This window comes from Streptosporangium amethystogenes (genome assembly GCF_000721075.1).
GTDB classification, from domain to species: Bacteria; Actinomycetota; Actinomycetes; order Streptosporangiales; family Streptosporangiaceae; genus Streptosporangium; species Streptosporangium amethystogenes.
On sequence record NZ_JOEQ01000014.1, the window covers coordinates 139531 to 163890 of the forward strand.

General features: G+C 70.0%; 21 protein-coding genes. 19 read left to right on the forward strand and 2 right to left on the reverse strand.

What is annotated here, in order from left to right:
- Positions 1 to 46: 46 nt before the first annotated feature.
- The 3 genes from IG98_RS0121600 (at position 47) to IG98_RS0121610 (ending at position 4958) form a co-directional block, all read left to right on the forward strand.
- On the forward strand, positions 47 to 1576 hold the full coding sequence (locus IG98_RS0121600; RefSeq protein WP_030914878.1) for a hypothetical protein: 1530 nt from the start codon (positions 47 to 49) through the stop codon (positions 1574 to 1576).
- A gap of 71 nt (positions 1577 to 1647) precedes the next feature.
- Entirely contained in the window at positions 1648 to 3897 is a 2250-nt protein-coding gene (locus IG98_RS0121605; protein WP_030914881.1) for a SulP family inorganic anion transporter, read from the forward strand.
- Between the two features lie 68 nt (positions 3898 to 3965).
- Entirely contained in the window at positions 3966 to 4958 is a 993-nt protein-coding gene (locus tag IG98_RS0121610) for an NAD-dependent epimerase/dehydratase family protein (RefSeq protein WP_030914883.1), read from the forward strand.
- A 365-nt stretch (positions 4959 to 5323) separates the two neighbouring features.
- Here IG98_RS0121610 and IG98_RS0121615 read toward each other — a convergent pair whose 3' ends face one another.
- On the reverse strand, positions 5324 to 5779 hold the full coding sequence (locus tag IG98_RS0121615) for a hypothetical protein (RefSeq protein WP_030914886.1): 456 nt from the start codon (positions 5777 to 5779) through the stop codon (positions 5324 to 5326).
- Between the two features lie 325 nt (positions 5780 to 6104).
- Here IG98_RS0121615 and IG98_RS0121620 point away from each other — a divergent pair, with 325 nt between their 5' ends.
- Complete coding sequence (locus tag IG98_RS0121620; protein ID WP_030914889.1) at positions 6105 to 7379, forward strand: phytase; 1275 nt, start codon at positions 6105 to 6107, stop codon at positions 7377 to 7379.
- Positions 7380 to 8472: 1093 nt separating this feature from the next.
- On the opposite strand, the gene IG98_RS0121630 is transcribed toward IG98_RS0121620, so the two are convergent.
- Entirely contained in the window at positions 8473 to 9645 is a 1173-nt protein-coding gene (locus IG98_RS0121630) for an ABC transporter substrate-binding protein (RefSeq protein WP_084195542.1), read from the reverse strand.
- A 221-nt stretch (positions 9646 to 9866) separates the two neighbouring features.
- Between IG98_RS0121630 and IG98_RS0121635 the strand changes: the two genes are divergently transcribed.
- The 15 genes from IG98_RS0121635 to IG98_RS0121705 form a co-directional block, all read left to right on the forward strand.
- Positions 9867 to 10610 (forward strand): GntR family transcriptional regulator, encoded by a 744-nt coding sequence (locus IG98_RS0121635; RefSeq protein ID WP_030914895.1) that lies wholly within the window; start codon positions 9867 to 9869, stop codon positions 10608 to 10610.
- A 123-nt stretch (positions 10611 to 10733) separates the two neighbouring features.
- Positions 10734 to 11705, forward strand: a complete 972-nt coding sequence (locus tag IG98_RS0121640; protein ID WP_030914898.1) for a Gfo/Idh/MocA family protein — start codon at positions 10734 to 10736, stop codon at positions 11703 to 11705.
- Positions 11702 to 12538 (forward strand): TIM barrel protein, encoded by an 837-nt coding sequence (locus IG98_RS0121645; RefSeq protein ID WP_030914903.1) that lies wholly within the window; start codon positions 11702 to 11704, stop codon positions 12536 to 12538. Before IG98_RS0121640 ends, IG98_RS0121645 begins: the two co-directional genes overlap by 4 nt.
- A complete protein-coding gene (gene iolC / locus IG98_RS0121650) occupies positions 12535 to 13506 on the forward strand; it encodes a 5-dehydro-2-deoxygluconokinase (protein WP_051752587.1) in 972 nt (323 codons plus the stop codon). Before IG98_RS0121645 ends, iolC begins: the two co-directional genes overlap by 4 nt.
- Positions 13499 to 14380 (forward strand): Cgl0159 family (beta/alpha)8-fold protein, encoded by an 882-nt coding sequence (locus tag IG98_RS0121655; RefSeq protein ID WP_030914911.1) that lies wholly within the window; start codon positions 13499 to 13501, stop codon positions 14378 to 14380. Before iolC ends, IG98_RS0121655 begins: the two co-directional genes overlap by 8 nt.
- A complete protein-coding gene (gene iolB, locus IG98_RS0121660; RefSeq protein ID WP_030914914.1) occupies positions 14377 to 15225 on the forward strand; it encodes a 5-deoxy-glucuronate isomerase in 849 nt (282 codons plus the stop codon). Before IG98_RS0121655 ends, iolB begins: the two co-directional genes overlap by 4 nt.
- Positions 15222 to 17060: a 3D-(3,5/4)-trihydroxycyclohexane-1,2-dione acylhydrolase (decyclizing) gene (gene iolD / locus IG98_RS0121665; RefSeq protein WP_030914917.1), complete on the forward strand. Its 1839-nt coding sequence runs from the start codon at positions 15222 to 15224 to the stop codon at positions 17058 to 17060. Before iolB ends, iolD begins: the two co-directional genes overlap by 4 nt.
- Complete coding sequence (locus tag IG98_RS0121670; RefSeq protein ID WP_030914920.1) at positions 17060 to 18040, forward strand: inorganic phosphate transporter; 981 nt, start codon at positions 17060 to 17062, stop codon at positions 18038 to 18040. Before iolD ends, IG98_RS0121670 begins: the two co-directional genes overlap by 1 nt.
- The gene (locus tag IG98_RS0121675) at positions 18037 to 18696 is read left to right on the forward strand and encodes a DUF47 domain-containing protein (RefSeq protein ID WP_030914922.1); all 660 of its coding nucleotides are present in this window, start codon (positions 18037 to 18039) and stop codon (positions 18694 to 18696) included. The genes IG98_RS0121670 and IG98_RS0121675 overlap by 4 nt, the downstream gene beginning before the upstream one ends.
- A 57-nt stretch (positions 18697 to 18753) precedes the next feature.
- Complete coding sequence (locus IG98_RS0121680) at positions 18754 to 20580, forward strand: ABC transporter permease (RefSeq protein ID WP_030914925.1); 1827 nt, start codon at positions 18754 to 18756, stop codon at positions 20578 to 20580.
- Positions 20581 to 21681 (forward strand): ABC transporter ATP-binding protein, encoded by a 1101-nt coding sequence (locus IG98_RS0121685; RefSeq protein WP_030914928.1) that lies wholly within the window; start codon positions 20581 to 20583, stop codon positions 21679 to 21681.
- Positions 21678 to 22442, forward strand: a complete 765-nt coding sequence (locus tag IG98_RS0121690; RefSeq protein ID WP_030914931.1) for an HAD family hydrolase — start codon at positions 21678 to 21680, stop codon at positions 22440 to 22442. The genes IG98_RS0121685 and IG98_RS0121690 overlap by 4 nt, the downstream gene beginning before the upstream one ends.
- Positions 22433 to 23236, forward strand: coding sequence for an inositol monophosphatase family protein (locus tag IG98_RS0121695; RefSeq protein ID WP_037970935.1), 804 nt, complete (start codon positions 22433 to 22435; stop codon positions 23234 to 23236). The genes IG98_RS0121690 and IG98_RS0121695 overlap by 10 nt, the downstream gene beginning before the upstream one ends.
- On the forward strand, positions 23233 to 24012 hold the full coding sequence (locus tag IG98_RS0121700) for an HAD-IIB family hydrolase (RefSeq protein WP_030914936.1): 780 nt from the start codon (positions 23233 to 23235) through the stop codon (positions 24010 to 24012). The genes IG98_RS0121695 and IG98_RS0121700 overlap by 4 nt, the downstream gene beginning before the upstream one ends.
- Before the next feature lie 72 nt (positions 24013 to 24084).
- Positions 24085 to 24360 (forward strand): aldehyde dehydrogenase family protein (locus IG98_RS0121705; protein ID WP_030914939.1); only part of this gene is annotated, 276 nt, incomplete at its 3' end.

A 24360-nucleotide genomic window follows, 5' to 3' on the forward strand; every position in this document is an offset into this window, starting at 1 on the left:
GACCTCACCGGCGCCGCTGTAAGGCCATGGCCTTGAGGGTGGTGCAATGATCGCGGTCGTAGTAAGCCTGGTCGCCGTCGTGCTCCTCGTGCTCGTCGTCGTGGCACTGGGAATGCGGTCGATGAACCGCAGGGAGAGCGCACTCCCCGCGGAACGTCTGCGGGAGATGGCGGAGAAGGAGGCGCTGACTCCGAGCATGTCCAGCGACGACTTCGCCACCAGAGAACCAAAGATGAACCACTTCACCCCCGACCTGACACCGTTCGACGAGCCGAAGCCGCCACGCCAGCCGCGGCCGCCGAGCTCCCGGGGCAAGCGTGGACTGAACGAGTTCGGTCAGATGGACGACTACGACGACGACTACTGGACACGGCTCCAGGCTGACGAGGGCGGTTTCGGAGGGCCCTTGGCAGCTCAGATGGGCGCGAGTCGTCCCGTCGACATGGAGAACCAGCAGATCGACGCCAACGCGACGACAGCGCAGGCACCGCTTCCGACCAGGCCCCAGCCGTCCCACGGCGCCCCGCAACCCCCCGCTCCCCGACCGGCCAGGTCGGCACCCGAGCCGGCCGTCGCCTCCGCCTCGCTGCCCTCCGGCCTCGACGATTTCATCGCCCCGGTCCAGCCGAACCCCGCTCCCACCGCGGCGTCACTCGCCGAGCAGCGGACCGTGACGTTCGCGGCACCCACTCCAGGCGCCTTCGGCGACGCCCGTCCCTCGCGGGCGAGTTCCCGCCGCGGCGGGAACCGGACCCCCTCGCAGCCGTCGCCCCAGCCCGTCCAGGGCAATGGCGCCCCCTCCCGGCCCGACCCGCTGAACGACCCGCTCGGTGGCTCGTACCCTCGCCGCGGCGCGAGCTCCCGGCCCAGCGGCACCGGCTCCTCCGGTGCCCGTCCGGGCAACGGCGGACCGCCCGCCCCGATGCCCCCCATGGGTCCCACGACCAGCGGCGGCTTCCCCGCCACGCCAGCGCCCGACCCGCTCGCGGCTTCCTACCGCACCCCGGCGCAGCCACCCAAGAACAACCCGGCGCAGCCGCCCAAGAACAACCCGGCGCAGCCACCCAAGGGCAACCCGGCGGACAACCCGTGGGCACAGGCCACGAGCCCGACGTCGGGTGGCTGGCCTGCGGCGAACACCGCCGACATCCTCGATGACCCGGCCCCGTCCTACTCCTCGTACCAGACGCCGGTCTACGGCGCTCCGCCCGCGGGCTCGTACGAGGTCAGCTCGGGCTGGGCCACCATCGACGACGACGCGATCACCGGTCCGAGCCCGGCGGTCTCCGCCTCGACCGGCCCCTCCCGGGCCTTCCCTCCCACCCAGGACCGCCCGGCCGCCCCGCGGGGTGGGGCGACCGGCGGGTACGGTTACGAGCCCCAGCCCGCGACCCCGGCCAGCCCGGTCGCATGGCCGGAGCCCGGAACTCCCAACGGGAGTGACGGCGCGAGCTGGCCGAGCTACGGCGAGCTCTACGGCACCGCCCCCGAGACCGCGACCACTCCCGCCGAGGGACGAGGCCGGGGCAACCACCGGGGGACCCAGGAGCCCGACTACCCCGACTATTACCGCTGATTCTCCCCGCCCTCCGTAAAAGCCCACGGTAAACGCCCGGCTGATGCCGCACGGCCCCGTAGGGTCTGCACATGGAGACGGACACGAAGAGCGACGGTTTGTTTACGGTGGGTCGCATCGCCTCCGTGCTGCGGTACGACCTACCCGCGTCCCTGGTGGTCTTCCTGGTGGCCCTGCCCCTCTCACTGGGCATCGCGGTCGCCTCGGGAGCACCACTGGCGGCAGGACTCATCGCCGGCGTGGTGGGCGGTGTGGTGGCGGGTCTGCTGGGCGGCTCGGTCGTCCAGGTGAGCGGACCCGCCGCGGGACTGTCCCTGGTGGTCGCCGACCTGGTGGTGCGATACGGCTGGCGGGCCACCTGCATGATCACCTTACTCGCGGGCGTCCTGCAGCTGCTGCTGGGCGTCTGCCGGGTCGCCCGCTCGGCGCTGGCTGTCTCGCCCGCCGTGGTGCACGGCATGCTCGCCGGGGTGGGCGTGGTGATCGCCCTCGCCCAGCTGCACGTGGTGCTCGGCGGGAGCCCGCAGCGCTCCGCGATCGAGAACCTCGTCGAGCTGCCCCAGCAGATCATTCACAACCACACGCACGCGGTCTTCGTCGGCCTGCTGACCATCACGGTCCTGGTCGCCTGGACCCGCCTGCCGGCCAGGGTGCGGGTTTTCCCCGCGCCACTGGCGGCCCTGCTCGCCGCCTCGGTGACCGCCTGGGCGCTCGGCTGGGAGGTCACCCGGATCGACCTGTCCGCCAGCCTGGACTCCTGGGCCGCCCCGCTCTGGCCCACGGGTGACTGGCACGGGATCATCGCCGCGGTGCTGATCGTGGCGCTGCTGGCCGGGGTGGAGTCGCTGCTCTGCTCGGTGGCCGTCGACAAGCTGCACGAGGGCAGGCGTTCCGACCTCGACAGGGAGCTCATCGGCCAGGGCGTGGCCAACATGGTGACCGGCGCGCTGGGCGGCCTGCCCGTGGCCGGGGTCATCGTCCGCAGCACCACCAACGTCAGGGCGGGGGCGCGCAGCCGCTGGTCCACGATCCTGCACGGCGTGTGGATCCTGCTGTTCGCGGTCGGCCTGGGGTGGATGATCGCCCTGATCCCGATGGAGGCGCTCGCCGCGCTGCTGGTCTTCATCGGCGTGCAGATGGTCAACATGGGGCATCTGCGTAACCTGCGCGGCCACAGCGAGGTGCCGGTGTACGTCGTCACGATGGCCGGGGTGGTGCTGCTCGGCCTCGCCGAGGGAGTGCTGGTCGGCCTCGGCCTCGCCGCGCTGTTCGCGCTGCGCCGCCTCACCCGGGTGACCGTGCGGGCCGTCGCCGAGCCGGACGGCCGCTGGCACGTGGTGATCGGCGGCTCACTGACCTTCCTGGGGGTGCCCACGCTCACCTCGGAGCTGCGGGCCATCCCGGCGGGTGCCTCGGTCGACCTCGACCTGAACATCGACTTCATGGACAACGCGGCCTTTGAGGCCATCCACAACTGGCGGCACGAGCACGAGCGCGGCGGCGGGAGCGTGGACATCGACGAGATCCACGACGAGTGGTACGCCATGGCGGCCAGCGGCGCCCGGGTGTTCCCCGCCAAGACCCCGCCCCCGGCACCTGACCGGTGGTGGCTGCCCTGGTCCCACCGGCGGAGCGGACGGCGCTCGACCCGCCATCCGCTGGTCGCCACCCGGCACGCGCCCCGCGGCGGCAGTCCCGCCGTGCCCGATCTGCTGGCCGGGGCGCGGGAGTTCCACCGGCGCACGGCACCGCTGGTCCGCCCCCTCCTGCACGGCATGGCCCGCGGGCAGGAGCCCTCGCATCTCTTCATCACCTGCGCGGACTCCCGCATCGTGCCGAACCTGATCACCGCCAGCGGCCCGGGAGACCTGTTCACCCTCCGCAACCTCGGCAACCTGGTGCCCCGGCGGGGTTCCGTGCCGGCGGACGACTCGGTGGCCGCGACGATCGAGTACGCGACGGACGCGCTCAACGTCCGCACCATCACGGTCTGCGGGCACTCGGGGTGCGGGGCGATGACCGCCCTGCTCAGCGGGGGTGAGAAGGCGGCGGGTCTGCCGGCGCTGGGCCGCTGGCTGCGCCACGGCAACCACACCCTGGCACGGTTCATCGCGGGCGAGAGCGCCGGTGACGATGAGGGCCCGCTGGACCGCCTCTGCCGGGTCAACGTGATCCAGCAACTGGAGAACCTCCGGACCTACCCGCAGGTGGACCAGCTGTTCCGCGCCGGACACCTGGAGCTGGTCGGCATGTACTTCGACATCGGTACCGCCCGGGTGCACCTGCTGGAGCATCCTCCGATCGCGAGCCGTCCGCTGTGAGCGGATGGCTTGCGCTACGGGTGAAAGCCTGTGGCCCCGTATCCACCGGGCGCCCAGAATGAGGCGCTATGAGAGTTTTGATCATGGGTGGTTCGGTCTTCCTCGGCCGGGCGATCACCCAGGAGGCGCTGCGGCGCGGGCACGAGGTCACGACGTTCAACCGGGGGCGCAACGGGGTCGACCTGCTGGGCGTGGAAGCGGTCAGGGGCGACCGTGAGGTGCCGGAAGACCTGGATCGCCTGGTGGCGGGCCGGGAGTGGGACGCCGTCATCGATGTCCACGGGCAGGTCCCGAGGGTCGTCGGCGAGTCGGTGCGGAGGCTCGCCGGGCGGGCGGGCACCTACGCGTACATCTCCAGTATCTCGGCTCTCTCCGACTTCCCCGAGCGGGAGTGCGACGAGAGCTCACCGCTCTTCGAGTGCGCGTCGGACGCGGGTCCCGAGGACGGTCACTACGGCATGCTCAAGGCGGGCTGCGAGCGGGCGGTGGAGGAGGGCTTCGACGGCAACGTACTGATCATCCAGCCGGGTCTCATCCTGGGTCCGTACGAGAACGTGGGCCGTCTGCCCTGGTGGCTGGACCGGATCTCCCGGGGCGGGCGGGTACTGGCCCCGGGTGACCCGGACCGGGCGATGCAACTCATCGACGCCCGCGACATCGCCTCGTTCGTCCTCACCCATGCCGAGGCCGGGACGGCCGACCGTTTCCTCACCAGCGGGGTGCGTGGCAACATCACCTACGGCGGCTGGCTGGCCGAGTGCCGCGCGGCGACCGGCTCGGACGCCGAGTTCGTCTGGGTCGACGACAGCTTCCTGCTCGATCGGAAGGTGTCACCGTGGACCGAGTTCCCGGTCTGGGCTCCCGGCGGTCCCGAGTTCGCCGGTGTCTGGCTGCCCTCGTCGGCGAAGGCCATCGCGGCCGGGCTGACCTGCCGCCCGGTCGCCGAGACCGTCCGCGACACCTGGGCGTGGCTGCGTGACGTCCCGCCGGGGCAGCGCGCGTTCCGCGGGCACGGCATCGATCCGGAGAAGGAGGCCGGAATCCTGGCCGAGTGGGCATAGGGGGTGCCCGTGACTCCTCCGCTCCCCCGGGTGCGCCTTCGGAGGAGTGGCGCAGGCTCGTGGCGGCGGGACCGGGCCGCTCTGGGCGCCCCGAGATTCGCAGGGCGAAGGATGCCGGACTGTCATGACCGACCCCGAGGGTGACGAGTCTGCCTGCGGTAGGGATGTATTTCTACGCATACATCGGGTCGGCGGAAGCATAGGGTCGTGGCTGTCCGGCTCCGTCCCCCGAACGCCGGACGGCGGTCCCCGCTCCCAGGGCCGAGGGTGGAGGGCCACCGATATCGTCCTCCACCCACCCTGCCCCGTGCCCGAGCCGATTCACGGATTCCCATCCCGGCCGGGGCGCGGGGAGCGGTACCGCGTCACGCGCGGCGGGTGTGCCTCATCGTCCAGTTGGTCTCCCAGGTCTTCTCCCCGTCGGCGGAGAACGCCTGCTCCCACAGGGCCGATGTCGGTGTGATCTCCGACCATGTGTACCGCATCCGGATGGGCGTGCCCTCGTGGGTCTCATCGCCGTGGAACACCCCCTTCCCGTCGGTGAACGTGCCGAAGACGGGGTTGTGGAGGATTCCGGTCTCACTGTTGATCCAGTAGATCGCCCACAGTTCGCGTTCGACGTCAAAGGTCCGTATCGACACCCCCTTGAAGCCCTTCGTGGGGAAGGTGATCTCGTCGAAGACGCCCGCGCCGTCAAAGAAACCGCGGCAGACGGCGACGCTGGGGAACTCCTCCCACTCATCCCTCCCGCTCAGGGGGGTGACGAGCCTACGGTTGTCGATGTCCCAGCTGCCGTGCAGGAAGTCGAAATCGCTGTTCATGGCAGAAGGTTAGAGCCGTCCACCGACACTTGGGGCACGCGAGAACCCCGGAGGCCGGTGGATCCCGCCCGTCAGCGTGTGCCGCCATGTCGCCGAGTAGCTCGACCGGTGCGACCACGGCGAGCTCCGCCTCAACCCACCCGTCGGGCACGAAGCCAGCCGTCCGGACGACGAGCGGGTGTTTTCGTCCCCCCTCAAACCGGATATATGACAGCGCGAGCACCCCTTACAGGATCTATGTCATGACATACGTACGTCCTATTGATTTATGGTGAATTCGTCGTTACGTTCTTGTTGAACCTCATCCCCCAAACGAGGAGGCGCAATGCGTCCTCTGTCCAGGCTTTTCCTGGCAGCCCTGACGTTCTCACTGGTAGGCGGAGCGTCGCTCCCCGCAACCAGTCATAGTGTTTCGGTGGTGGAACCCAAGGTAGAGACCCCCGCCCTGTACGACGACGAAGCCGGCGGCAACTCCAACGGCGACGACCCGGCGATCTGGGTCCACCCGTCCAAGTCCAGCAAGAGCGTGGTGATCGGCACAGCCAAGGAGGGTGGGCTCTTCGTCTACAACCTCGACGGGCAGCAGATTCAGCACCTCGCCGCACCCGCGGCCCCGGGACCTGACGACGAAGCCGGACGGTTCAACAACGTCGACGTCACCTACGGTTTCGGCGGCCGGGACCTCGCGGTCGTCTCCGACCGTGGCCGGGACCAGCTGCGGATCTACGCGATCGCGAACGGCCAGCTCACCGACGTGACCGACCCGGCCGCGCCGTTCGTGTTCAACACCACCCAGCAGCAGGTCAACGACGCCGAGACCGCGTACGGCCTGACCACCTGGAAGGACTCCACCGGCACCTACGCGCTGGTCAGCCGCCGTCACCGGACCTCGATCGGCCTGGTCAAGCTTCTTCCCAAGCCGAACGGCACGGTCGGTTACCAGCTCGTCAACACCCTGAACCTGCCCCCGTCGTTCACCCTGCCGAACGGCCAGAGCTGGACGCCCTGTGACGAGCCGGGCCGGGAGCCGCAGGTCGAGGGCATGGTCGTGGACCAGGAGAGGGACGTCCTCTACGCGGCCCAGGAGGACGTCGGCATCTGGCGGATGCGCGCGGACCTCACCGGAACCCCCGTGCTGGTGGACAAGGTCCGCGAGTACGGCGTGCCCGCCACCTACGACCCGGTGACGGACGAGTGCACCTCCGGTGCGGACCCGGGCTACGGCGGTCAGCGTCTGACCGCGGACGCCGAAGGTCTCACGATCTACTACCGAGAGGACGGCAAGGGTTACCTGCTGGCCTCCAGCCAGGGCGACAACACCTTCGCCGTCTACCGCAGGGAAGGCTCCAACGCCTACCTGGGGCAGTTCGGGATCGGATCGCACAACGGCATCGACGGCGTCGAGCACAGCGACGGCTCGACCGTGCTGAACGTCCCGCTGGGCGACTTCGAGGAGGGCATGTTCATCTCGCACGACGGCGCCAACACGCCGACCACGCCCGATCGTGAGAACACGAACTTCAAGTTCGCCGAGTGGAGTGACATCGCCGACGGACTCGACCTGGACGTGGACACCGACGGCTGGGACCCGCGCGACTGAGTAGCGAGGAAAGCCCTCGGCGGATTCGAGAGCCGGTCGGCAGCGTATGACCGGTCGATCAAGCCGCGAGTAGTTTGATCAGACGCTCGGCTGGGATTTCCCAGCCGAGCGTTTGGCGTGGATGGCTGCTGGACTCGGCATCGGGGCTTCACCTGCATGCCGGAACAGGCCTGCGCTTCATGGGAAGGCAGTGAGGGTTCTATCCCAGCGGTGTGACGGGCTGTGCCGGCTCACCACCCGCCTGGTGGCCACCCGTGGCAGGGTCGTGGTCGAGAACCTCAACGTGCCGGGGATACCGGCCAACCGGCGCCCGGGCGGTGGCCCACGCAGAGCCAAGCAAGGTACGACGCCTGCTCACCGACAAGACCGGCCGCTGCTATCCCAGCGGTGAGACGTGTCCGGGTCGCGGCACGGTGACAGGCGAGCCGCCCCTGTCCGGACGCGCGTATGGGCGCACCGAGTACGGCCTGATCCTGGATCGGGATCCGAACGCCGCTCGTGATCTGGCCACGCTCGCGGCCAAGGGCGCCCAGAGTCGCGGGGAGACGACAAACGCCCGCCGCGAAGCGACGGGTCCCGGTGTTCGTGCCGGGCACGCACCGAGGAAACAGGAACGCCGCCGCGGCAACGCGGCGGCTCACCGATCCGCACGGACGAACACCGGGAATCAGCGGGAGGGTCAACCGGCGCGGACTCCCGCGTGGCGGTGATCACCAGTCGGCCGCGCCCTCTGCCTGATTCACGCCGACCCGTACGGCCCCGGTCCCGGCGCGCACGTCCACGCCGTCCGGCGGCGGGTCCGGGAAAAAGATCGTCCGCCGCAAGGTCTTGACCGGGCCGAACGGCCGACAGGCAGCCGTTAGAAAAGCCATGGGAACATCAGATCGGTTCAGCACTTCCCGACCGGGGCATCCTCACCGGTCATGCCGACATCGATCACGCCATCCGTATCGCCGTGGCCCGGCCCGACATCGGGCCGGGCCACGGGCATCGGGCGACCGTCACCTGCTCCCCCGATGCCCGCACCGCCGGCACCGCCGGTTCGTCCACCTGTCTTCCGACGAACGCGGCACCGGATCTCAAACTCACCGGGTCAGCCGTGGTTGACCCGCCAGAAGTCGGACACGGTCTGACGGCCCTGCAGGTCTCCGAGGAGTCCCTTGGGGTCGGTGTGGAAGAGCTGTCCCTTCCAGTCGGCCAGCCCGGGTGGGGTGACCGGGGGCTTGACCGTGCTGTTGCCGGAGATGCCGCCCTCGCCGATCTCGTGCTTGACGCCCTCCTCGGTCATGATGAAGTGGACGTACAGCTTGGCCGCGTTGGGGTGCTTGCTCTTGGCGGCGACCGCGACGTACTTGGGGTAGCTGAAGCCGACGAACGGCGCCATCCCCTCGCACGTCGCCTGGGTGTATCCCTTGTCCTCGTTGTTACGGAACTTCGAGATCGACATGAAGCCGATCTTCTTGTCGGTGGCGCTCGGCGCGCCCACCGCCCCGGAGATGTCCTCGTCGGAGCCGGTCAGCACCGGCTTGTTGCCCGCCATCCGCTTGATCCACTCATAGGCGGCGCTCTTCTCCTTGGTCTCCAGGGCCTTGCCGTACTTGGTCTGGTAGGCCTGCTCCAGCGCCTGGTTGCCGTGCGCGTCCATCTGGGTGAAGAACGACAGCACGGTCGGCTTGCCCAGCGGGTCCTGCATCACCAGCTTGCCGGCCCACTCCGGCTCGGTCAGGTCCCACACGTTCTTCACCGGGCACCCTTCCGGCGACAGCTTGGTGTTGTAGGCGAAGACCGTGGCCTTCGACAGCGCGAGCAGCGGGTTCTGGTTCTCGGCCGGGATCTGGTCCGTGAGGTCGCCGGGCACCCATGTCTGCGCCACACCCTGCGGGATCAGCTGGCCCACCAGCACGCCGCCGTCCTCGTACATCGCCGCGTCGATCGTGATGTTGTCGGCGGCGTGCTCCCTGATCATCTTCTCGGCGGTCTGCGGGGTATCCGACTTCACCCCTTCCATCTTGATGCCGTACTTCGCGGTGAACGCCTTGGCCACCTCTTCGATATCGCCGCTGGAGTCGTAGACCAGCACGCTGCCTTCCTTCTTGGCGGCGGCGACCAGCGCGTCCAGGTCGAAGTTCGCATCGAGCGAGGGGCCGGGCAGCGGCTGCTGGGCACTCGTCGCCGGCGAAGGGGCGCCGGTGGCCGTGGAAGGCGCGCAGGCTGCGGCGGCAAGCGCCAGCAGCGCGATAGGGATGATCTTTTTGGTACGCCTCACGGTAGCGTCACTCCTTTTGCCCATCGGGGTCGTAGGCGCCGCCAAGCACCCCGACTCGGCGCCGCAATGGGCTCAACAATGAACATCACGTGAATAGCTTGTCAAGACATTCTTACTTTAACGGGGCATCCGACACACTCTCGTTACCGGATGGACGGTCCGGCGAGGCGGCCCGATTCGGCCATTGGTCAGGACATTCTGACGTCAGATACCATCTGACCGTGACTGCGACGAGATTGGACATCGACCTCGACCGGTCGAGCCCGGTTCCCCTCTACTTCCAGGTAGCCGAGCGGATCGCGGAGGCGATCCAGACGGGCGAGCTGCTCCCGGGTTCCCGGCTCGACAATGAGATTCAGCTCGCCGACCAGCTGGGGCTTTCACGCCCGACCATCCGCCAGGCCATCCAGTACCTCGTCGACAAGGGGCTATTGGTCCGCAAACGCGGCGTCGGCACCCAGGTCGTACACGGCCAGGTCAAGCGGGCGGTCGAGCTCACCAGTCTCTACGACGACCTGCGCAGGGCAGGGCAGAAGCCGATGACCAAGGTGCTGTCCATCGACACGGTCGCCGCCGAGGAGAGCGTCGCCAACGCCCTCGGGGTCGCGCCGGGCACCGCGGTGCTCCAGGTGGAGCGGCTCAGATACGCACTGGGAGAGCCGCTCGCACTACTGCACAACTGGCTGCCACTGGGATTGACGCCTCTGTCGGCCGAGATACTCGAGGCCCGCGGACTCTACGAGCTGCTGCGCTCGGCCGGCGTCCGGATGCGGGTCGCGAACCAGCGGATCAGCGCTCGTGCCGCCACCCCGGTCGAGGCGCGGCTGCTGAACGAGCGTCGCGCCTGCCCGCTGCTCACCATGGTCCGCACGACCTACGACGACCAGGGCAGGGCCGTGGAGCACGGCTCACACGTCTACCGCGCCTCCCACTACTCCCTTGAGGTCACCCTCGTGGAGCGCTGAGCACGTCATCCCTTCCGGCTCCATCATAGTGATGATGATAGCTAGTCAGAATGTCAGGACAAACTATTGACGGTTTACCTGTCGTTCATCTAGAACTGGAGGCCCCTGTCACAAGGAGCCGCCATGCGTGTGGGTTTGCTAGGCCTGGGCCGGATAGGCATGTTCCATGCCGCCACCCTCTCGACTCTCGTCGACGACCTCGTCGTCTCCGACGTGGATGACACCAGAGCCGAGGAGGTGGCGGGACGGCTCAAGGCCCGGGTCGGAGATCCCTTCGACGCGGACGCGGTGGTGATCGCGACCCCGACCTCCACCCATGCGGAGGCACTGCTGCGGGCATCCGACCTGGGAGTGCCGGCGTTCTGCGAGAAACCCGCGGCCCCGACCGTGGCGGAGACCCGGCGGGTCGCCGAAGCGGTCAAGCGTAGCGGCATCGCGGTGCACATCGGCTTTCAGCGGCGCTTCGACGCCGGTTACATCGCCGCACGCGAGGCGCTGCGCGATGGTGAGCTTGGCGAACTGCACCGGGTCCACCTGTTGACCGCCGATCCGAAGCCCCCGGCCGCCGAGTACGTCGCGCTGTCCGGTGGCATCTTCCGCGACTGCCACATCCACGACTTCGACATCCTGCGCTGGGTCACCGGCCGTGAGGTGGACACCGTCTACGCGACCGGCTCCAACCGGGGCGAGGCCTTCTTCACCGAGGCCGGAGACGTCGACAACAGCGCCGCTCTGATGACCATGGACGACGGCACGCTGGTCACACTGCAGGGCTCCCGCTACAACGGCGCCGGATACGACGTGCGGATGGAACTGGCCGGAACCCGTGCCACCTGGGCGGCGGGACTCGGTGCCCGGACCCCGCTGCGCTCGACCGAGGGCTTCGACCCGGGCGGAGACCCGTGGCCGGACTTCCAGGCCAGGTTCGACGCCGCGTACATCGCGGAGATGCACGCGTTCCTGGCGATGGCGCGAGGTGAGCGCGAGAGCCCTTGCACGGTCCAAGACGCCCTGTCCGCGCTCTACCTCGCCGAGGCGGCCGATCTGTCGCTCCGCGAGGGACGGCCGATCCGCCTCCTGGAGGTGACGAAGTGAGGATCGCCGCCGCACCGATCTCCTGGGGGGTCTGCGAGGTACCCGGCTGGGGGTACCAGCTGCCCGCCGAGCGGGTGCTGACCGAGATGGCCGAGATGAACCTGACGGCCACCGAACTGGGCCCCGACGGCTTTCTGCCCGCCGATCCCGGCCACCGCGCCCGTCTCCTTGACCGCTACAACCTGCGCGCCGTGGGCGGCTTCGTCCCCGTGGTCCTGCACGACCCCGCCCACGACCCGCTGCCGGGCCTGCGGGCCACGCTGGCCCCCTTCGAGGACGAGGCGGTAGCCGTTCTGGCCGCCGCCACCGGCGTGGACGGCTACGACACGCGCCCCGCACTGGACGCGGAGGGCTGGCGCACGCTCCTGACCAATCTGGAGCGGATCCGTCATGAGACGGCTCGCCCGGTCACCCTGCATCCGCACGTCGGAACCATGATCGAGACCAGCGAGGAGGTGGACCGGATCCTCGACGGCTGCGGCGTCGCACTCTGCCTGGACACCGGTCACCTGCTCATCGGCGGCACCGACCCGCTGGACATCGTCCGCAGGGCTTCCGAGCGGATCGCCCACGTCCACCTCAAGGACGTCGAGGCAGCCCTCGCCGAGCGGGTCCGGACGGGCGCTCTCACCTACACCCAGGCCGTGCGGGCGGGGATCTACCGCCCGCTCGGCCAGGGCGACGTCGATGTGGCGGGCATCGTCACCGGCCTGACCGCGGCCGGCTATCCCGGTTGGTACGTGCTGGAGCAGGACGTCGTCCTCGACTCCGAGGACGCGAACCCGATGGAGGATGTCCGCACCAGCCTGGCCTATCTCGGAGGCCTCAGGTGAGCGTGCCCGCCGAGGTGCTGACGATGGGCCGGGTCGGAGTGGACATCTACCCGCTCCAGGTCGGGGTGTCGCTGCGGGAGGTGGAGACCTTCGGCAAATACCTGGGCGGCAGCCCGACCAACGTGGCCGTGGCCGCCGCCCGGCTGGGTCGCTCCAGCGCGGTGATCACCAGGACCGGGGCCGACCCGTTCGGCCTGTTCGTCCACGACGCGCTGCGCGCCTACGGCGTCGACGACCACCACGTGACCGAGGTGCCCGGTCTGCCCACACCGGTGACGTTCTGCGAGATCCTGCCCCCGGACGACTTCCCGCTCTACTTCTACCGCTATCCCAAGGCTCCCGACCTGGAGATCCTCCCCGAAGAGCTGGATCTCGCGGCGATCGCGTCCGCGGGGGTGTTCTGGACGACCGTGACCGGGCTGTCGGCGGAACCGTCGCGCAGCGCGCACCTGGCCGCCTGGCGGGCCCGAGGGCGGGTGCCGAACACGGTGCTGGACCTGGACTACCGGCCGATGTTCTGGCCGGACGAACGCGAGGCCCGTCACCAGGTACGCGCGGCGCTCGAACAGGTCACCGTCGCGGTCGGCAACCTGGAGGAGGCCGAGGTGGCCACCGGCACCCGCAAGCCCCACGAGGCGGGCCGGGCGCTACTGGAGGCCGGGGTCGAGCTGGCGATCGTCAAGCAGGGCCCGGGCGGGGTGCTCGGCATGACCGCCACCGAGACGGTGGAGGTGCCGCCGGTGAAGGTCGAGGTCGTCAACGGGCTTGGTGCGGGCGACGCCTTCGGCGGGGCGCTCTGCCACGGCCTGCTGGAGGGCTGGCCGCTGGAGCGGATACTGAGGTTCGCCAACGTGGCCGGGGCGATCGTGGCCGGCCGACTGGCCTGTGCTCCCGCCATGCCCAGCGTGGACGAGGTCGAGAACGTCCTGTCATACGGATTTCCGAAAGGGGACGCCGCGCATGCGTGAAGAGGACTACCGGCGGTTGCTCGACGACCGAGCCTGGCATCCGGAGCGGGTGACCGAGGCCGCCGCCAAGCGCAGGCGCAGGTCGTTGCCGACCGGTCGTGACCAGCTGCTGATCATCGCGGCCGACCACCCGGCGCGGGGCTCGCTCGGTGTCGGCAGTGAGCCGATGGCGATGGAGAGCCGTGCCGGTCTGCTGGATCGGCTCATGACCGCTCTGGCCAGGCCCGGTGTGGACGGGCTGCTGGCCACGCCCGACATCGTCGAGGACCTGCTGCTGCTCGGCGCGCTCGACGACAAGATCGTGATCGGTTCGATGAACCGCGGCGGCGTGCAGGGATCGGTGTTCGAGTTCGACGACCGCTTCACCGCCTACGACGCCGAGTCGATCGCGGCGATGGGTTTCGACGGCGGCAAGATGCTGTGCAGGATCGCACTGGAGGACGCCTCGACCGCCGCCACGCTGGCGAGTTGCGGGCACGCCGTCACCCGGCTGGCCAGTCACGGGCTGATGGCGATGATCGAGCCGTTCTGGTCCAGGCGGGTCAACGGCGTGGTGAGGCACGATCTGTCGCCGGAGGCGATGATCCACGCCATCAACGTCGGCCAGGGGCTCGGCGCGACCTCCGCCCGTACCTGGCTGAAGATCCCGGTGGTCGAGGGGATGGATCGGGTCATGGAGGCCACGACGCTGCCGACGCTGCTGCTCGGAGGTGACCCCGACAAGGCGCCCGACCATGTCTTCGGCTCCTGGAGCAAGGCACTGCGGCTGCCCGGCGTACGTGGCCTGGTCGTCGGCCGGGCGCTGCTCTACCCGCCGGGTGACGACGTCGCGGCGGCCGTGGACACCGCGGCGAGCCTGCTGGAGTCGTCGTGACACACATCCCCCACGGCACCGCCGCCTCGCCCCCGTGGGCAGTGGAGATCACCCCCGAGTCGGCGGGCTGGACCTACGCCGGCCTGCGGGTGATCGATCTGCCGGACCACCCGGTGCACTTCTCCACCGGCCGGGAGGAGATGCTGGTCCTGCCGCTGTCGGGTTCGTGCGAGGTCACCGCGGACGGCCGGCAACTGTCGCTGTCCGGGCGTACGTCGGTCTTCGACGCGGTGACCGACTTCGCCTACCTGCCGATCGACACGTCCGCGGTGATCACCGGCCACGGTCGCATCGCGCTTCCCTCGGCTCGGGCGACCCGGCACTTCCCGGTCCGGTACGGCCCGGCGGAGCAGGTTCCGGTGGAGGTGCGCGGCGCCGGGCAGGCCAGCCGCCAGGTCAACAACTTCTGCGCGCCGGACGCCTTCGACTGCGACAAGCTCGTCGCGGTCGAGGTGCTCACCCCCGGTGGGAACTGGTCGTCCTACCCGCCGCACAAGCACGACACGGCCTCCGAGCACGAGGCCGTACTGGAGGAGATCTACTACTTCGAGGGCGGCCCCGGCTACCAGCGGGTGTACGGCACGCACGACACCCTGGCCGAGGTGAGCGGCGGAGACGTGGTACTCGTCCCGCACGGCTACCACGGCCCCTCGATGGCCGCCCCCGGCTACGACCTGTACTACCTGAACGTGCTGGCCGGACCCGCCGAGCAGCGGTCCATGGCCTTCTGTGACGACCCCCGGCACGCGTGGATCCGCTCTTCCTGGGCGGATCAGCCGGTCGACCCCCGTGTCTCGCGTCGCGTCGCGGACGCCGGGCGCGAATTCCCTGGAGGTACCTCATGAGGCTCACGGTGGCTCAGGCGCTGGTGCGGTTCCTGGCGAACCAGTGGGCGGAGCGCGACGGCGTCGAGCAGCGGCTGATCGCGGGCGTCTTCGGCATCTTCGGCCACGGCAACGTGGCGGGCGTCGGCCAGGCCCTGGCCGAGCAGGGCGCGGGCACCGGCGACGCGCTGCCGTACTACCTGGCCCGCAACGAGCAGGCCATGGTGCACACCGCCGTCGGCTACGCCCGCACACGCGACCGGCTCTCCACCTTCGCCTGCACCACCTCCATCGGCCCCGGCGCCACCAACCTGGTCACCGGCGCGGCGCTGGCCACCATCAACCGGCTCCCGGTGCTGCTGCTGCCCGGCGACGTCTTCGCCACCCGGGTCGCCGGCCCGGTACTGCAGGAACTGGAGGACCCCCGCTCCTACGACGTGACGGTCAACGACGCGCTGCGCCCGGTCAGCCGCTTCTTCGACCGGATCAACCGGCCCGAGCAGTTGCCGTCCGCCCTGCTGGCCGCGATGCGGGTGTTGACCGACCCGGCCGAGACCGGCGCGGTCACCCTGGCGCTCCCCCAGGACGTGCAGGCCGAGGCCTACGACTGGCCCGAGGAGCTGTTCTCCCGGCGAGTGTGGCACGTGGCCCGGCCGGTGCCCGAGCCCGCCGCGCTGGCCAGGGCGCTCGAGCTCATCCGCGGCTCGCGCAGGCCGCTGATCGTCGCCGGAGGCGGGGTCGCCTACAGCCGGGCCTGCGCCGAACTGCTCCGCTTCGCGGAGAACCACGGCGTGCCGGTGGCCGAGACCCAGGCGGGCAAGGGCTCGCTGCCGTACGACCACCCGTGCGCGGTCGGCGCGATCGGCCACACCGGCACCGCCGCCGCCAACACCCTGGCCAGGGAGGCGGACCTGGTCATCGGCATCGGGACCCGCTACAACGACTTCACCACCGCCTCCCGGACCCTCTTCGGCCAGGCCCGGTTCCTCAACGTCAACGTCACCGCCTTCGACGCGGCCAAGAACTCCGGTGCGATGCTCGTCGCCGACGCCCGCGAGGCGCTGCGCGCCCTCGACCAGACGGACTGGCGGGCCGACCCCGAGTGGACCCGTCAGGCGGCCGCCCTGGCCGCCGGCTGGCAGGCCGAGATCAGCCAGAGCTACGCCGGGACGGAGCTGACCCAGCCGGTCGTGCTCGGCATCCTCAACGAGATCGCCGAGGACGGCGTGGTCGTCAACGCGGCCGGGTCCATGCCGGGTGACCTGCACCGGCTGTGGCGGGCCCGGGACCCCAAGGGCTACCACGTGGAGTACGGCTACTCCTGCATGGGTTACGAGATCGCCGGAGGGCTCGGGGTGAAGCTCGCGGACCCGGAGCGCGAGGTGTTCGTGCTGGTCGGCGACGGCTCCTATCTGATGATGGCCCAGGAGATCGCCACCGCCGTGCAGGAGGGCGTCAAGCTCGTGATCGTCCTGGTGAACAACCACGGCTTCGCCTCGATCGGCGACCTCAGCGAGTCGGTGGGGGCCCTGCGGCTCGGCACCGCCTACCGGATGCGCGGCTCGGAAGGAGAGCTGGACGGCGAGCGGCTTCCCGTGGACCTGGCGGCCAACGCGGCCAGCCTCGGCGCCGACGTGCTGCGCGCCGGCGATCCGGAGGCACTGCGCGCCGCGCTGGCCAAGGCGGTGGCGTCCGAGCGCACCACGGTCGTCTACGTCGAGACCGTCCCCGGCGGCGGACCCGGCGCCCAGGCCTGGTGGGACGTCCCGATCGCCGAGGTGTCGGAACTGGCCCAGACCCGGGCCGCACGGGAACACTACGACGAGGCCAAACGCGATCAGCGGCCCTACCTGTGATGGGCTGGACGCCCGCGTTCGCCGCGATGGCGATCCTCTTCGTGCTGGTCAGCGGGGCCAATGACGGAGCCACCCTGCTCGGGCTGGGGCTCAGATTCCCCCGCTCGCCGGGATGGGCGATCGCCGCGCTTCTCATGGTGGCGCTCTTCGCCGGGCCGTACGTGCTGGGGGTGTCGGTCGCGCGGACCTTCACCGAGAGGCTGGCGGGGCTCGGCACGAGCGGCGGAGCGACGGCGTTCCTGGCCGGGGTGGTGACCGCGGTGATCGTGGTCGCGGTGCTGACCGGCAGAGGGCTGCCGACCAGCCTGACGCTCGCGGTTATCGGCGGCATCAGCGGCGCGGGGCTCGGCGCGGGACTGCCGGTGTCGTGGCGGAGCCTGGGCACCGTCCTGGCCGTCGGGGCGGGCGCCCCCCTGGTCGGCCTGGTCCTGGGCTACCTGCTGGGAACCCTGTCGCGCCGGGTGCCGTCCTACCACCGGATGCCCCGGCTCGTGCTCTCCGCCCATCTGCTGGCCTACACGGCCCAGTGCGTGGCGTACGCGGTGAACGACGGCCAGAAGATGATCGCGGTGGTCAGCGTCGCGTTGAACGTGGGCCGCGACGGACTGGGCGGGGTCGGACCCATCGAGGTCCCGCCGGTGTGGATGGCCGTCCTCGTGGCGCTGTTCATCGCCGGATCCCTGACCAGTCTCACCCGCGTGGGAGAGCGACTGGGCCGCGGCCTGGTCATCACCCGGCCGCTGCACATCGTCTCGGCCGAGACGGCGGCCACCGGCGCCGTCCTCGGCAGTTCGGCCCTGGGAAGCCCGGTGAGCATGACCCAGTCCATCACAGCCGGAGTCGTCGGCGTGGCGGCAAGCGAAGGAGCCAGGAGGGTGCGATGGCAGAGCGTCGTGAACATGGGTACGGCATGGCTGGTCACGCTGCCGTCGTCAATGGCCCTGGGCGGCTTGGCCGGGCTCGCGATGAGGCTGCTGTGAGCGGCGCAGGCGGTCGCGCCCGGCGGTTCGCGCGGGCCTGGGACGACCTTCGCGGCCGATCCGGACGGCGGGTCGTCGAGCTGGTCCGCAAACAGGTCGCCGTCGCCCGCGCCGGAGCCGTACTGGCCCGCTCGACCGCCTCCGGCACGATCGGGCGATCGGCCGCCCGCACCCGGATGACCGAGGTGGAACATGAGGGCGACGAGGCGCGGGCCGAGCTGGTACGCGTTCTGCGGCGGGTGCTGGCGACCCCCATCGACCGGGAGGACCTGTTCCGGCTCTCCCGATCGATCGACGACGTGCTGGACCACCTGCGCGACTACGTGCGCGAGACCGACCTTTTCGGGCCGGAGGATCTCAGCTTCGCCGTCGAGCCGCTGCAGATGGTGAGCGACGGCCTCGATGAGCTGGAGAACGCCGTCCTGAAGATGATCGACGATCCCGGCTCGGTCACCGTGGCCGTGCTGGCCACGCGCAAGGCCTGCAGCCGGGTCCGCCAGCTCTACCAGACCCGGCTCACCGAGCTGTTCACCGGGCCGCTGGAGATGAACACCCTGCGTGAACGCGAGTTACTGTCGCGCCTGGACGCCGTGGGCCGGCGGCTCGGCGAGGCCGCCGACACGCTCGCCGACGCGATGCTCAAGCGAAGCCACTGAGGAAGCTGACGGACCACGCACCGCGCCGGTCCTGTGAACCCCCTGAAGGAAGTACCCATGGCTCTTCTCACCAAGGCGGAGACGCCGCCACCTCCCCCGAGGCGGCGCAGGCTGGTGTACCGGCTCCGCGTGCTGCGTCACGATCCGACCGCCGCGCTCGGGCTGATCCTCGTCATCCTGCTCGCCTACCTCGTCGTGGCACCGCTGATCGCGGTGCTGTCGGACGCCTTCCGCCTGCAGTACGGCGACGACGTGCACGCCGGGCAACAGCCCGGCGAATGGACCGGCTACTACCTGTGGCGGGTGTTCCGCTCCCAGATCAGCGGCCTGCTGTTCTGGGAGCCGCTGCTCAACACGCTGGTGATCGCGGTAGGCACCACCCTGTTCGCGCTGTTCCTCGGGGGCGGCATGGCCTGGCTGGTGACCAGGACCAACGTGCCCGGGCGCAAGTGGCTCGCCGGTGCCCTGGTGGTCCCCTACATGCTGCCGTCGTGGACCTTCTCCCTGGCCTGGCTGTCGCTGTTCAAGAACGAGCGCGCCGCCGGGCAGGTCGGTTTCCTGCAGGCCCAGGGCATCCGGACACCCGACTGGCTCGCCTACGGCGCGGTACCGATCATCATCACCCTGGGGCTGCACTACTACCCGTTCGTGCTGCTCCTGGTCGGGAACGCGCTGCGCCGCATCGACGCGCAGCTGGAGGACTCCGCACGGATCCTCGGTGCCCCGCAGCGGACCGTCATCCGGCGGATCGTGGTGCCGCTGATGCTCCCGGCGCTGTCCTCGGCCGTGCTGCTGGTGGTCGGCCGGGTGCTCGGCACGTTCGGCACGCCCTACGTGCTCGGTCTGCCGGCCGACTACCGGGTGCTGTCCACCGGGCTCTTCCAGTCGATCCGCGACCGCAGCACCGGCGTGGCCTCCGTACTCGCCACCGTGATCGTGATCATCGGAGTACTGATCGTCCTCGTCGACACCCGGATGATGCGCGAGCACCGCCGGTTCGTCACCGTGGGCGGCAAGGGGGCGATGGACCGGCTGGGCGATCTGCGCCGCTGGCGCTGGCCCGCCTTCGCGCTCGGCGTGGTGGTCTTCGTGGTGAGCGTCCTCGTCCCGGTCCTGACGCTTCTGGTCTCCACGGTCACCCGCACGCCCCTGGACCTGTCGACCTTCACCCTCGACTACTGGTTCGCCGAAAAGCTGCCCGGAGCGGTCGGCTTCCCGCACGGCGTCTTCCGCGGTTCCGAACTGTGGGAGGCCGCCTGGAACTCGCTGCGCATCGTCGGCCTGGCCTCGCTGATCTGCGCGGTCGCCGGCCTGCTGGTCGGGTACGTCGTGGTGCGCGGAACGGCGCCGCGCGTCGCCGCGTTCCTCCGCCAGGTCTCCTTCCTGCCCTACCTCATCCCCGGCATCGCGTTCGCGGCCGCCTCGCTGTCGCTGTTCGCCGTCGCCAGGGGACCGATCCCCGCGCTGTACGGGACGACGTTCCTGCTGATCCTGGTGATGGCCGTAACGCACCTGCCGTACAGCTCGCGCTCGGGCATCGCGGCGATGATGCAACTCGGCCGCGAACCGGAGGAGGCCGCGCAGATCGCCGGCGCCTCCTGGTGGCAGCGGATGCGGCGGATCATCTTCCCGATCCAGAAGGGCGCCCTCGTCACCGGAATCGTGTTGCCGTTCATCTCCGGGCTCAAGGAGCTCAGCATCGTCATCATGCTGACCACCACCGGGACACAGCTCCTCACCACCCTGTCGATCGGCCTGGTGGACTACGGATACACCCAGCTCGCCAACGCGGTCGTCCTCATGATCGCCTTGGTCTCCTTCACCATGACCTACCTGACCCAGCGTCTGACCAAGAGCAGCCTGGCGTCCGGCCTAGGAGGATAGATGCCGAACATCACCCTGAGCGGAATCGCCAAGAGCTACGGCGGTGGCGACTACGCTGTGAAGAACCTCGACCTGACCGTCCCCGACGGCGCGTTCATGTGCCTGCTGGGCCCCTCCGGCTGCGGCAAGACGACCACGCTGCGGATGATCGCCGGGCTTGAGCAGCCAACCGGCGGCACCATCGCCGTCGGCGACAGGGTCCTCGACTCCGTCGAGCAGGGACTCTACGTCCCGCCGGAGAAGCGCGGCATGGGGCTGGTCTTCCAGAACTACGCCCTCTGGCCTCACCTGTCGGTACGCGAGAACGTCGAGTTCGGCCTGCGGATGCGCAAGGTGCCCGCTCCCGAGCGGCGGGCCAAGGCGGAGTTGGCACTGCAGATGGTCCACGTCGACGCCGCCATGGACCGCTACCCCTCCCAGCTGTCCGGTGGTCAGCAGCAGCGTGTCGCGCTGGCCAGGATGCTGGCGATCAACCCCACGGTGCTGCTGCTCGACGAGCCACTGTCCAACCTCGACGCCCGGCTCCGGTTGGAGATGCGCGCCGAGCTCAAACGCATCCACGAGGAGTCCAAGGCGACGATCGTCTTCGTCACCCACGACCAGCTGGAGGCACTCACCATGGCCACCGACGTCGCGGTCATGAACGAGGGCGAGCTACAGCAGCTGGCCCCCCCGATGGAGATGTACGCCAGGCCCGCCAACCGGTTCGTCGCCGAGTTCGTCGGCAGCCCGCCGATGGCGATCGTCGAGATCGGCTCCACTCCCACCGGTCTGGCCGGCTCGCTGATGCGCTTCGTCGAGTCCCGCGCCGGGCAGGACATCGCCCCCGCCGCCGTCGGTATCCGCCCCGAGGCACTGCGCCTCGGTTCGCCACCCCATTCCGTCTGGTCCGAGGAGGCCACCGTCGAGGCCGTGCTGCCGGCGGGCTCCTCCTGGACCGTACGGCTGCGCGTCCTGGACACCGAGCTGTACGCGCTCTCCTATACGCCGGTCGAGGCCGCCGCCGGCGAGGTGCTGACCTGCTGGACCGACCAGGTGCACCTGTTCGGCGCGGACGGCATGCGCATCCCCGCCTGGGACAGGACGGGGGTCGGCGCGTGATCCGGCCCAAGGCGTTGCTGCTGGACTTCGGCGGGGTGATCGTGGAGACCGCCCGGCGTCCGTCGTGGGCGGCCGAACTCGCCACGGAGGTGCACGAGCTCCTCACCAGGGCCGGCTTCCACGGCCTCGGCCTCGACGATGTGGAGAACGACATCCTGGCGGGCGCGCGCGCCGACAAGTACTGGAAGGACTCCACCTCCCGTCAGTTCGCCCCGGCGGAGATGACGCACCGCGGGTTCTGGGCCGACTACGTCGCGGGCGACTGGCCGGAGCAGGCCCGCTCACTGGTGATCGCCGAGGCGACCCCGCTCTGCAGGCGGATGGGTGAGCTGCGCAGCGACCGCAAGACCCGGCCCGCCCTACAGGAGCTGCTGGCCGCCTGCTGGACGCACGGCGTCACGCCCGCGGTCGTCAGCAACGCCCTGTGCGGGGCCGTCCACCGCGACTACATGGCCCTCAACGGCCTCGACCGCCAGGTGGCCGTGCAGGTCTACAGCGACGAGGTCGGCATCCGCAAACCCAATCCGGAGATGATCTGGATCGCCTGCCGGGCCCTGGGCGTCGAGCCCGCGGAGACCTGGTACGTCGGCGACAACTACGACCGCGACGTGGTCTGCGGAGCCCGTGCTCGGGTGGGGGCCACCATCCTGATGGTCTCCGGGAGCACCGAGAAGATCCCCTACAAAGTGCGGGAGCGCCCTCAGGCGACAGTCGAGGACCCGCGCGGCCTGCTGAGCCTCCTGGAGGAGACATGGACCTGAACACCTCGCGTGATTTGACCGCCATCGCGGTCGAGGCGGCCAGAGCGGTCGGCGACCGGCTCAGGGAGGCCTTCCGTTCCCGGCCCGAGGTGAAGACCAAGCGCGACTTCCACGACCCGGTGACCGAGCACGACAAGGCGGCCGAGGAGCGTATCCGCGAGGTCCTGGACCGGCTGTGCCCGGGCAGCGTCGTGGTGGGAGAGGAGGACGGCGCCCGAGGTGAAGGCGACATCAGCTGGTACGTCGACCCCATCGACGGCACCGCGAACTTCGCCGCCGGCCTGCCGTTCTTCTGCACCTCCATCGGAGCGGTCGTCGACGGCGAGGTGGTGGCGGGCGTCATCTACGACCCCGTCCGCGACGACGAGTTCACCGCCTCACTCGGCGGGGCCTTCTACAACGGCGCGCCGATCCGCAGCACCGGCGCGCGCACGGACCGGGAGGCGGTGCTGCTGTCGAGCTACCCCTCCCCGCGCGACCTGGCCGCGGAGGGAGAGGTGGCGCTGCATCGCTTCGCCCGGATGGTCAACTCCTTCGCCACCACGCGCCGCCCGGGGAGCGCGGCGCTGAAGCTGGCGCACGTCGCCGCCGGGTGGTCCGACGTCGCCTACGGCACGTACGTCAACGCCTGGGACGTGACGGCCGGCTCGCTCCTGGTGAAGCAGGCCGGGGGCATCTACATCCCGCTGTCCGGCAGCATCTTCACCCCCGGCGGCTATCTCGCCTGCGTCGGCGGATTCGACCTCGCCGGCTCCGTGATGGCCGAGGTCTCCACAGCGAGGACCGCCTCGTGATCCGCTGGATCGTCACCGACCTGGACGGAACGCTCGTCGGTCGCGACCTGGCCATGGTGCCCTCCAGCCGGGACGCGCTCCGCCGCTTCATGGCCTCAGGCGGAGAGGTGGTCATCGCGACCGGGCGGATGGAGCTGTCAGCCCTCCGCTACTACGAGGAGCTGGGCCTCACCGGGGCGGCGATCCTCTACAACGGCGCCCGTACCGTGGATCTCGGCACCGGAGCCGTGCTGCGCTCCCGCCACCTGCCGGTGAACGCGTGGAAGGCGCTGCTCGACCTGTTCGAAGAACTCCCGCGGGGCGTCTACCCGGTGGCGTTCTCCGGCGGCGAGGCACTGGCCGTCCACGACGTGCCCGAACTGCGGGATTACGCCCGGCGCGACGGAATCATCCTGCACGATCCGGGCGACTGGTCGGCACTGCCCCCCGGCGAGATCACCAAATGCATGCTGATCGGCGATCGGCTTCCCGAACTGGATATTCCAGGAACCATCACGGTTCGATCTGAGGCGACCTATCTGGAGGTGCTGGCCGAGGGCGCGACCAAGGGCACCGCGCTCCGCGAGCTGGCCGCCTCCAGGGGCGTACCGCTGGAGCAGATCGCGGCCGTCGGCGACAACCCCAACGACATCGACATGATCATGACGGCCGGACTCGGGGCCGCGGTCGGCGACGGCCACCCGCAGGTCCGTGCGGTGGCCGATGTCGTGGTCGGGGCCTGCTCGGACGGAGCCGTCGCCGACGTGGTGAAACTGGCCCTCGGCTCCCATGCGTAGGTCATGAGATCGGGCCCCGAACCGCGGATGCCGATCCTCGCCGTCGCGCCGCAGGCGCAAAAGGAGCAAGAAATGAAGAACATCCCTCATTGGATCAACGGAGTCCCCACCGAGGACTCCCCCCGTGACGCCGGGAGCACGCCTTCGGCGCGACTCGGCGAGATCTTCAACCCGGCGGCGGGAGAGGTGGCGGGACAGGTCCACCTGGCCTCAACCGCCGAGGTCGACGCGGCCGTGGCCGCCGCTGTTGCGGCCTGGCCCGCCTGGCGGGACACCTCGCTGACCCGGCGGGCGGGGGTGCTGTTCCGCTTCCGTGAGCTGATGTACGCCCACCGCGACGAGCTCGCG

Bases quoted from the DNA above. Each gene is read 5' to 3' on its own strand.
- IG98_RS0121655 (WP_030914911.1), top strand. From the start codon at position 13,499: ATGCGTGAAGAGGACTACCGGCGGTTGCTCGACGACCGAGCCTGGCAT.
- IG98_RS0121695 (WP_037970935.1), top strand. From the start codon at position 22,433: ATGGACCTGAACACCTCGCGTGATTTGACCGCCATCGCGGTCGAGGCG.
- IG98_RS0121615 (WP_030914886.1), bottom strand. From the start codon at position 5,779: ATGAACAGCGATTTCGACTTCCTGCACGGCAGCTGGGACATCGACAAC.
- IG98_RS0121685 (WP_030914928.1), top strand. From the start codon at position 20,581: ATGCCGAACATCACCCTGAGCGGAATCGCCAAGAGCTACGGCGGTGGC.
- IG98_RS0121640 (WP_030914898.1), top strand. From the start codon at position 10,734: ATGCGTGTGGGTTTGCTAGGCCTGGGCCGGATAGGCATGTTCCATGCC.
- IG98_RS0121620 (WP_030914889.1), top strand. From the start codon at position 6,105: ATGCGTCCTCTGTCCAGGCTTTTCCTGGCAGCCCTGACGTTCTCACTG.
- iolD (WP_030914917.1), top strand. From the start codon at position 15,222: ATGAGGCTCACGGTGGCTCAGGCGCTGGTGCGGTTCCTGGCGAACCAG.
- IG98_RS0121680 (WP_030914925.1), top strand. From the start codon at position 18,754: ATGGCTCTTCTCACCAAGGCGGAGACGCCGCCACCTCCCCCGAGGCGG.
- IG98_RS0121610 (WP_030914883.1), top strand. From the start codon at position 3,966: ATGAGAGTTTTGATCATGGGTGGTTCGGTCTTCCTCGGCCGGGCGATC.
- IG98_RS0121605 (WP_030914881.1), top strand. From the start codon at position 1,648: ATGGAGACGGACACGAAGAGCGACGGTTTGTTTACGGTGGGTCGCATC.
- IG98_RS0121600 (WP_030914878.1), top strand. From the start codon at position 47: ATGATCGCGGTCGTAGTAAGCCTGGTCGCCGTCGTGCTCCTCGTGCTC.
- IG98_RS0121670 (WP_030914920.1), top strand. From the start codon at position 17,060: ATGGGCTGGACGCCCGCGTTCGCCGCGATGGCGATCCTCTTCGTGCTG.